This window comes from Amycolatopsis sp. NPDC028719, assembly GCF_055565395.1.
This window is the reverse complement of sequence record NZ_JBVHUL010000004.1, coordinates 978,924-986,503: the sequence shown is the minus strand read 5'-3', so window position 1 is coordinate 986,503 and position 7,580 is coordinate 978,924. Positions and strand designations below refer to the sequence as shown.

Below are 7,580 nucleotides of genomic sequence, written 5' to 3'. Positions count from 1 at the left end.
CAGATGTCGCAATCCACACCGAACCCGGAGGCCCTCCCTCACACCAAGATCATCCGATCACGTGTCGCCCGTACCCAACCTCCGTGGTCAATACAACTAGCCGAGGAGGCCCATCAACGCGATCGTGATCAGCACCACGGCGGGGGCGAGGGCGTTGATCCAGGCGCGCTGGGCGGGCGTGAGGGCGGCGGTGCTGTTCATGGCGTTTCCTAGGGCCGAAACCGATGCTTCCGCCCTGCTCAGCGCGCTGATCTTGGTGTTCGTTAGCTGCTGTGAGCGAACTCACCGACGGCGCTCAGCCGTCCGGGTGACGGCGGGAGCGGACCGTGAACCACAGCACACCTCCCGCTGCCGCGACCATCGTCGCGAACGCTGCCGTACCGACCACGATTGCCTGAGTCATCTCGTCTCCCTCCCGAGGGTCTGGTAACCGAGAGACGCCAAACCGCCGCAAAGGTGCACTCAGCGTTACCGAGATCACAGATCGGCGAGCACCGAGTCGATCTCGGCCGCCAGCGAGAAGTCCTTCGCCGTCAGACCACCCGCCGAATGCGTCGACAGCCGGAACGTCAGCGTGCGCCAGCGGATGTCGATGTCGGGGTGGTGATCGGCCGCCTCGGCCAGCACCGCGACGCGGTCCACCACCTCGATCGCCTGCGGGAAGCTCGCCAGCTCGACCTCGCGGGAGATCACCGCTCCGGAACGCGTCCAGCCGGCGCCCAGTCGTCCGTCGGCCTCGGAGTCGCTCAAGATTTCCGTCATGGCTCCATCGTCCAACGTCCTGGACTACGCTGCACGGTTGCCACGGGAGTCCGGTGAGCCGGGCTGAGAGGCGGGGTCACCCGCGACCGTTCGCACCTGACCGGATCATGCCGGCGAAGGGAGGGCTTTCCCTCCTCGTCCGGTGAAGTGCAGGAGGGTAGATGAAAAGCAGGGCTGTGCGCGCCGCGACGGCCATCGCCGCCGTCAGTGTCGTCGCCGCTGGGTGCTCGCTGTCGGACGGTGACGGTGGCACGCAGCAGACGCCCACCGTCACCCTCGTGACGCACGACTCCTTCCTGGCGCCGCAGGAGGTGCTCGACGCCTTCCAGAAGCAGTCGGGCATCAAGGTCTCCGTGCTCAAGCAGGGCGACGCCGGTTCGCTGACCAACAAGCTCGTGCTGACGAAGGCCAACCCGATCGGCGACGTCGCGTACGGCGTCGACTCGACCTTCGCTTCGCGCGCGCTCAAGGAGGGTGTCTTCGAGCCGTACACCAGCCCGGAGGCCGATCGCGGGCCGCAGCGTTACGCGGTCGACCCCGAGCACCGGCTCTCCGCGGTCGACGTCGGGGACGTCTGCGTCAACGTCGACACGAACTACTTCACCGCCAAGGGCCTCCCGGCGCCGGAAACCTACGAGGACCTGGCCGACCCGAAGTACAAGGACCTGCTGGTCGCCGAGGACCCGGCGACGGCCTCACCCGGGCTCGCGTTCCTGCTCGGCACCATCGCGAAGTACGGCGAGGCCGGCTGGAAGGAGTACTGGACGAAGCTGAAGGCCAACGGGCTCAAGGTGGTCAGCGGCTGGGAAGAGGCCTACACCAAGGACTTCTCCGGCTCGTCCGGCAAGGGGCCGCGGCCGATCGTCGTCTCGTACGCCTCTTCGCCGGCTGCTGAGGTCGGCGACGACGGCAAGCCGCGCACCAAGGCGCTGCTCGACACCTGTTACCGCCAGGTCGAGTACGCGGGTGTGCTCGCGAACGGCAAGCAGGTCGAGAGCGCGCGCAAGGTCGTCGACTTCCTGCTTTCCCAGCAGTTCCAGGCGACCGTCGCGGCCAACATGTACGTCTACCCGGCGCGCCAGGGCGTCGACCTGCCCGCGGGCTGGGCGCAGGTGGCGCCGCTGCCGCAGAAGCCGCAGGCGCTGACGGCGGACCAGGTCCAGGCCGGCCGCGAGAAGTGGATCGGCGAATGGCGCACGCTCGTGCAGTGACGCCCGGGGACACCGCCACCCGGAAAGCGCTGACCCCACCGCGGACCGCCCGCGGGCTCGGCTTGGCGCTGCTCGGGCTGGCCCCGATCGGGTTCCTGGTGGTGTTCTTCGCCTGGCCGGTGCTGGCGATCATCGGCCGCGGGTTCGCCGCGGGCGGGCTCGACGTCGTCCTCGGCGACGCGCGGACCTGGCAGCTGGCCGGCTTCACGGTGGCGAGCGCGGCCGCGTCGACGCTGGTGGCCGTGCTCGCCGGGCTGCCGGTGGCGTTCCTGCTGGGCCGGGTGAAGCTGCCCGGTGTCGGCCTCGCGCGGACGCTGGTGCTGGTGCCGTTCGTGCTGCCGACCGTCGTCGTCGGCCTGGCGTTCCGGGCGCTGTGGCCGGACGGCGGCGTGCTGCCGATCGTCCTGGCCAACGCGTTCTTCAACGTCGCCGTCGTCGCGCGGACCGTCGCCGGGCTCTGGGCGCGGCTGGATTCGCGCACGACCGACGCCGCCCGCGCGCTGGGTGCGTCGCCGTGGCGGGCGTTCCGCTCGGTGACGCTGCCCGCGCTGGCGCCGGCGATCGCGTCCGCGGCGGCCGTGGTGTTCCTGTTCTGCGCCACCAGTTTCGGCGTCGTCCTCATCCTCGGCGGCGCGAAGTACCGGACGCTGGAAACCGAGATCTACCTGCGGACCGTCGACCTGCTGGACCTCTCGGGCGCGGCGGCGCTTTCGCTGATCCAGTTCACGGCCGTGGTCGCCGCGCTGGTGCTCGGCGGGCTGGCCCGGCGGCGCAAGGACGGCGCCCGGATCGGTGCCGCGAAGACCCGCCGCCCGCGTGGCGGTGAATGGACGGTCGTCGGCGCCGCGGGCGTGGTGCTGGCCCTCCTGCTCACGCCGATCGTCGCCCTGCTCGTCGAATCGGTGTCCACTTCGGACGGCTGGAGCCTCGCCGGGTACCGGGCCCTCGCGAGCACCGGTGAGAAAGGCGCGCTGCAGGTGTCCGGCTGGGACGCCGCGGTGAACTCGCTGAAGGTGGCCGTCGACGCGACGCTGCTCGCGCTGGCCGTCGGCGTGCTCGCGGCCGTCGTGCTGGTGGCGCTGCGGCGCTCGCCCGCGAGATCCGCGCGGGGGCTCGGCGAAACGATGGACGCCGTGCTGATGCTGCCGCTCGGGGTGTCCGCGGTGACCGTCGGGTTCGGCTACCTGGTGACGCTCGACGCGCTGCCCGGCGACCTCCGGACGTCGCCGTACCTGGTGCCGCTGGCCCAGGCGCTGGTGATCATCCCGCTGATCGTGCGGATGGTGCTGCCGGTGCTGCGCTCGGTCGACGTCCGGTTGCGGCAGGCCGCGTCGACGCTCGGCGCGAGCCCGCTGCGGGTGTGGCGGGAGATCGACCTGCCGCTGGCCCTGCGCCCGCTGGTCGCGGCGGCTGGGTTCGGGTTCGTCGTGGCGCTCGGCGAGTTCGGCGCGACGAGCTTCCTCGCGCGGCCGACGGCGCCGACGCTGCCGGTCGCGATCGCGTCGCTGATGGGACGTCCGGGTGAGCTGAACAACCAGATGGCGTACGCCGCGTGCGCGCTGCTGATGCTCGTGACGGTGCTGGCGGTCGCGCTGATCGACCGGCTCGGGGCCGCGCGCGGCCGGGTGGGAGAGTTCTGATGGCGCTGTCGGTGCGGGACCTGACCGTCCACTACGGATCGTTCGCGGCGGTCCGCGACGTCCGGCTGGACATCGCCGACGGCGAGGTGCTGGCGCTGCTCGGCCCGTCGGGGTCGGGGAAGTCGACGCTGCTGCGCGCGATCACCGGCCTGGAGCCGTCGGCGCGCGGGTCGGTGAGCTGGGACGGCGACGACCTCGGCGCGGTGCCGGTGCACCGGCGCGGGTTCGGGCTGGTGTTCCAGGACGGCCAGCTGTTCGGCCACCGCGACGTCGCCGCGAACATCGCGTTCGGCCTGCGGATGCACGGCGTGCCGCGGTCTTCGTGGGGCCCGCGCGTCGCCGAGCTGCTGGACTTGGTGGGCCTGGCCGGCTTCGAACGGCGCCGGGTGACGGAGCTTTCGGGCGGTCAGGCCCAGCGCGTGGCCTTGGCTCGCGCGCTGGCACCGAAGCCGCGGCTGCTGCTGCTCGACGAACCACTGTCCGGCTTGGACGCGGGGTTGCGCGAGCAGCTGGCGATCGACCTGGCGGACCTGTTGCGGCGCAGCAAGATCACGGCGCTGCTGGTGACGCACGACCAGGAGGAGGCGTTCACGCTGGCTGATCGCGTCGCGGTCCTCGACGCGGGCGAGGTCCGCCAGGAGGGCGCGGTCCGGCGCGTGTGGCGCAACCCGGCGAACGACGACGTGGCCCGGTTCCTCGGCGTGACGACGTTCGCGGACGGCGTGGTGGCAGGCGGGGTGGCGCACACGTCGCTGGGTGACGTCGCGCTGCCGGACGTCGCCGACGGCCCGGTGCGGCTGGGGTTGCGGCCGCACGCGCTGCGGGTCGCTGCTTCCGGAGTGGACGGGGAAGTGGTGGCCGCGGTACACCGGCGCGAGCACGTGCGGCTGGTGGTGCGGCTGACGGAGTCCACTGTGGACGCGGTAGCCCCGGCGGCTTCGGACCTGCGCGCCGGGGACTCGGTGAAGCTGGAGTTGGACCCGGACGGTGTGGCCTTGGTGGGCTAGCGCAAGTCGGCTCAGCCGTCGCGGGTCGAGAGGCGGGCGTAGGCCAGCGACAGCCCGATCACGATGTAGCAAGCCGCGCGCAAAGCGCCCTCGCCCAGCATCTGAGTGCCCATCGGGTCCTGCAGGACCTCCGCCGGCGCCATCGACCAGTCCTTCGTCAGCAGGAACGGGTGCAGCCAGTCCAGCGACGTCAGGAACCCGAGGATCGTGAACACGATGTCGGCCGCCAGGACCGACGCCACCACCAGCATCGGGTGCTCGGTCCAGCTGGAGATCGCCAGCGCCACCGCGCCGACCGCCCACAGCTGGAGCACCACCCAGCCCGCCATCAGCAGGATGCGGGCCAGCGCGCCGCCCAGGGACAGCGTCGTGCCGGACAGCGTGAACAGCGAGTCCGTTCCGTTGATGACCAGCCCGGTCACCACGCCGGTGACGCACATCGCCAGCACCGAGACCACCGACACCGTCGCGACGCCGAACGCCTTGACCGCCAGCAACCGGCCCCGGCCGACCGGCGCGATCAGCCAGCCGCGCAACGTGCCGTGCGCCGTCTCGCCCGCGATCGCGTCCGCCCCGGCCATCGCCGAAGCCAGCGGGAGCAGCAGCGCCAGCGACATCACGACCGCCGCGATCGGGAGCACGAACGCGTTGTTGACCGCGGACGCCAGCAGCGCACCGCCGCCGTCGTCCGGGCCGCCGCCACCGGACGGGGTGTCGTCGACCAGCGTCAGGCCGATGCCGATGATCACCGGGATCAGCGCCAGGAGCCCGAGCACGGCCAACGTCCGCGGCCGCCGGAAGATCCAGCGCAGCTCCGCGGCCAGCAAGCGGGTCAGCGGCACCGTGTCGTGGCCCGTGCGGGCCGCCGGTGCCTCGAGGACGGCCGTCATTCCGATCCCTCCCCAGTGGATTCCGTCAGCCGGGCGAACAGGTCTTCCAAGCCCGTGCGGGCCCGCGTCGCCTCGTGGACCGCGACCCCCGCGCCCACCAGGACCTGCAGCACCCGCGGTGCTTCCGTCGCCGTGAGGTCGGCCCGGACGCCGTCCGGCGTGAGCCGGGCGCCGATCCGGTTCTCCCGCAGCACCTCCAGCGCCTGTTCCGCGTCCGGCGTGCGGACCAGCAGCGCCGCGTTCCCCGACTCCAGCAGCTCGGTCAGCTCGCCCTGCGCGACGACGTTGCCGGCCTGCAGCACGGCGACGTGCGTGCACGTCGCCTCCACCTCGGCCAGCAGGTGCGACGACACGAGCACGGTGACCCCGGCGGCGTGCAGCTCGGCCACGATCCTGCGGATCTCCCTGGTACCCGCAGGATCGAGACCGTTGGTCGGCTCGTCGAGCACGACCATCTTCCGCGGCACGAGCAACGCCGAAGCGAGCCCGAGCCGCTGCTTCATGCCGAGCGAGTAGCCCTTGTAGCGCCGGCGCGCCGCGACGGTCAGCCCGACGCGCTCGAGCGCGGAGTCCACCGCCGAGGGAATCCCCGACGACGTCAGCCGCGGCTCGGCCGCGGCGAAGCGCAGCAGGTTGTCGCGTCCGGAGAGGAACGGGTGGAAGCCCGGCCCCTCGACCAGCGCGCCGACGTCCGGCAGCGCGTGCGCGGCGGCGTCGGGCATCTTGCGGCCGAGCAGCTCGACCTCGCCCTCGGTCGGCCGGACCAGGCCGAGCAGCATCCGGATCGTGGTCGTCTTGCCCGAGCCGTTCGGCCCGAGCATCCCGACGACCGCGCCCTCCGGGATGTCGAGGTCGACGTGGTCCACCGCGACGGTGCTGCCGTAGACCTTGCGCAGCCCCCGGGTGCGCGCGGCCAGGGGAACCGCCGGGGCGGACGTCTCCGAAGAGACGTCCGCCCCGGACTCGACAGTCGTGCTGGTCACTTCTGGCCCAGCGCTTCGTAAAGGACCTGCTCCGGCACCGCGCCGGCGGCGAAGCGGCCGTCGTCGGTCAGCACCGCGGTGCCCACCTTCGTGGTGACGAGGTAGCCGCTGCCCCACGCGCCGTTGACCTTCTTGGCGAACCGCTCGAGCAGCGCCTTCGGGTCGGCGTTGCCCTTGCGCTCGCCGGAGGCCTTCGGCGCCGCGTTCAGCGCGTCGGCCGGCACCTTGCCCGTGACGACGGTGTCCCAGCCGTCGCCGACGACCTTGACGTCGTCCTTCGCCTGCTCGGCGAGGGCCTTGTCCTTGTCGTCGACGGTCGGCGTCTTCTCCTCCACCTTGGCGCCCTTCGGCGGGGTGAAGGTGAAGAGGTCGGCCGGCTGCGGGGTGAAGTGGATCTCGCTGAACGCGACCTCGAGCGCCGGCGTCGACGTGCCGTTGCTCAGCACCGACACCCGCAGCGGCATCCGCGTCTGCGAATCGACCGCGACGCGGATCTCGCGCAGCAGCGTCCGCTCGTCCGGCTTCGGCGTCAGCACCAGCTCGTAGGCCGGGCGGTCGGCGACGGTCGCGGTGCCGTCGACCGACACGGTGCTGCTCTCGCGGACCTTCGCCAGCAGCTCGGTGCTCGCGGTGACCGGGTCGGGCGTCTTCTCGCTGCCCGCGCCCTTCTGCTTGGCCACGTCGGCCGGGATGGTCACCTTCGTCGCGGTGTTCGTCTTGGAGCTGTAGTCCCAGACGGTCGTGCCGTCGTGGACCACGGTCTCCTGGCTCGCACCCTGCGTGGCGGCCAAGCGGCTCTTGCCGGCGCCGTCGCTGAAGATGTGCGCCGAGTCGATGTTCAGCGCCGACGCCCCCGGCAGCGCGTTCCCCACCGACGGCAGGCCCAGGTCGTTGCTGACCTTGACCGTGCCGTCGAACGCCCCGGGCTTCGCCTTCATGACCGACTGCACCAGGTCTTCGGCGCTCACCTGCGGCAGCGCCGGCTTGTCGTCGGCGCTGGCCGGCATCGCGATGAACGCGAGCCCGCCCGCACCGAGCGCCGTGCCGACGACCGCGGCGGTGATGCCCTTCGTCTTCGGTTTCATGC

At 71.9% G+C, this 7,580-nt stretch carries 7 protein-coding genes and 1 riboswitch; of the genes, 3 read left to right on the top strand and 4 right to left on the bottom strand.

Annotated elements, in window-relative coordinates:
• Nucleotides 1-477: 477 nt before the first annotated feature.
• Nucleotides 478-762, bottom strand: coding sequence for a 4a-hydroxytetrahydrobiopterin dehydratase (locus ACZ4TR_RS23230; protein WP_465288947.1), 285 nt, complete (start codon nucleotides 760-762; stop codon nucleotides 478-480).
• 32 nt (nucleotides 763-794) lie between these two features.
• Nucleotides 795-902, top strand: a riboswitch (TPP riboswitch).
• Nucleotides 903-923: 21 nt separating this feature from the next.
• On the opposite strand from ACZ4TR_RS23230, the gene ACZ4TR_RS23225 reads away from it, so the two are divergent.
• The 3 genes from ACZ4TR_RS23225 to ACZ4TR_RS23215 all read left to right on the top strand — a co-directional run bounded on the left by ACZ4TR_RS23225 (nucleotide 924) and on the right by ACZ4TR_RS23215 (nucleotide 4,620).
• A complete protein-coding gene (locus tag ACZ4TR_RS23225; protein ID WP_465288946.1) occupies nucleotides 924-1,973 on the top strand; it encodes a thiamine ABC transporter substrate-binding protein in 1,050 nt (349 codons plus the stop codon).
• 77 nt (nucleotides 1,974-2,050) lie between these two features.
• Nucleotides 2,051-3,613 (top strand): ABC transporter permease, encoded by a 1,563-nt coding sequence (locus tag ACZ4TR_RS23220; RefSeq protein ID WP_465288991.1) that lies wholly within the window; start codon nucleotides 2,051-2,053, stop codon nucleotides 3,611-3,613.
• The gene (locus ACZ4TR_RS23215) at nucleotides 3,613-4,620 is read left to right on the top strand and encodes an ABC transporter ATP-binding protein (protein ID WP_465288945.1); all 1,008 of its coding nucleotides are present in this window, start codon (nucleotides 3,613-3,615) and stop codon (nucleotides 4,618-4,620) included. Before ACZ4TR_RS23220 ends, ACZ4TR_RS23215 begins: the two co-directional genes overlap by 1 nt.
• A gap of 11 nt (nucleotides 4,621-4,631) precedes the next feature.
• Here the strand turns inward: ACZ4TR_RS23215 and ACZ4TR_RS23210 are convergent, their stop codons facing one another.
• Genes ACZ4TR_RS23210 through ACZ4TR_RS23200 form a run of 3 tightly spaced genes read right to left on the bottom strand, consistent with a single transcriptional unit; the run spans nucleotide 4,632 to nucleotide 7,578 of the window.
• Nucleotides 4,632-5,510 carry an ABC transporter permease gene (locus tag ACZ4TR_RS23210; protein WP_465288944.1) on the bottom strand — a complete coding sequence of 293 codons (879 nt, stop codon included), beginning with the start codon at nucleotides 5,508-5,510 and terminating at the stop codon, nucleotides 4,632-4,634.
• Nucleotides 5,507-6,493, bottom strand: a complete 987-nt coding sequence (locus tag ACZ4TR_RS23205; RefSeq protein WP_364526323.1) for an ABC transporter ATP-binding protein — start codon at nucleotides 6,491-6,493, stop codon at nucleotides 5,507-5,509. The genes ACZ4TR_RS23210 and ACZ4TR_RS23205 overlap by 4 nt, the downstream gene beginning before the upstream one ends.
• Nucleotides 6,490-7,578: a LolA family protein gene (locus ACZ4TR_RS23200; RefSeq protein WP_465288943.1), complete on the bottom strand. Its 1,089-nt coding sequence runs from the start codon at nucleotides 7,576-7,578 to the stop codon at nucleotides 6,490-6,492. Before ACZ4TR_RS23200 ends, ACZ4TR_RS23205 begins: the two co-directional genes overlap by 4 nt.
• Nucleotides 7,579-7,580: the final 2 nt, after the last annotated feature.

Bases quoted from the DNA above. Each gene is read 5' to 3' on its own strand.
- ACZ4TR_RS23230 (WP_465288947.1), bottom strand. From the start codon at position 762: ATGACGGAAATCTTGAGCGACTCCGAGGCCGACGGACGACTGGGCGCC.
- ACZ4TR_RS23225 (WP_465288946.1), top strand. From the start codon at position 924: ATGAAAAGCAGGGCTGTGCGCGCCGCGACGGCCATCGCCGCCGTCAGT.
- ACZ4TR_RS23215 (WP_465288945.1), top strand. From the start codon at position 3,613: ATGGCGCTGTCGGTGCGGGACCTGACCGTCCACTACGGATCGTTCGCG.
- ACZ4TR_RS23210 (WP_465288944.1), bottom strand. From the start codon at position 5,510: ATGACGGCCGTCCTCGAGGCACCGGCGGCCCGCACGGGCCACGACACG.
- ACZ4TR_RS23200 (WP_465288943.1), bottom strand. From the start codon at position 7,578: ATGAAACCGAAGACGAAGGGCATCACCGCCGCGGTCGTCGGCACGGCG.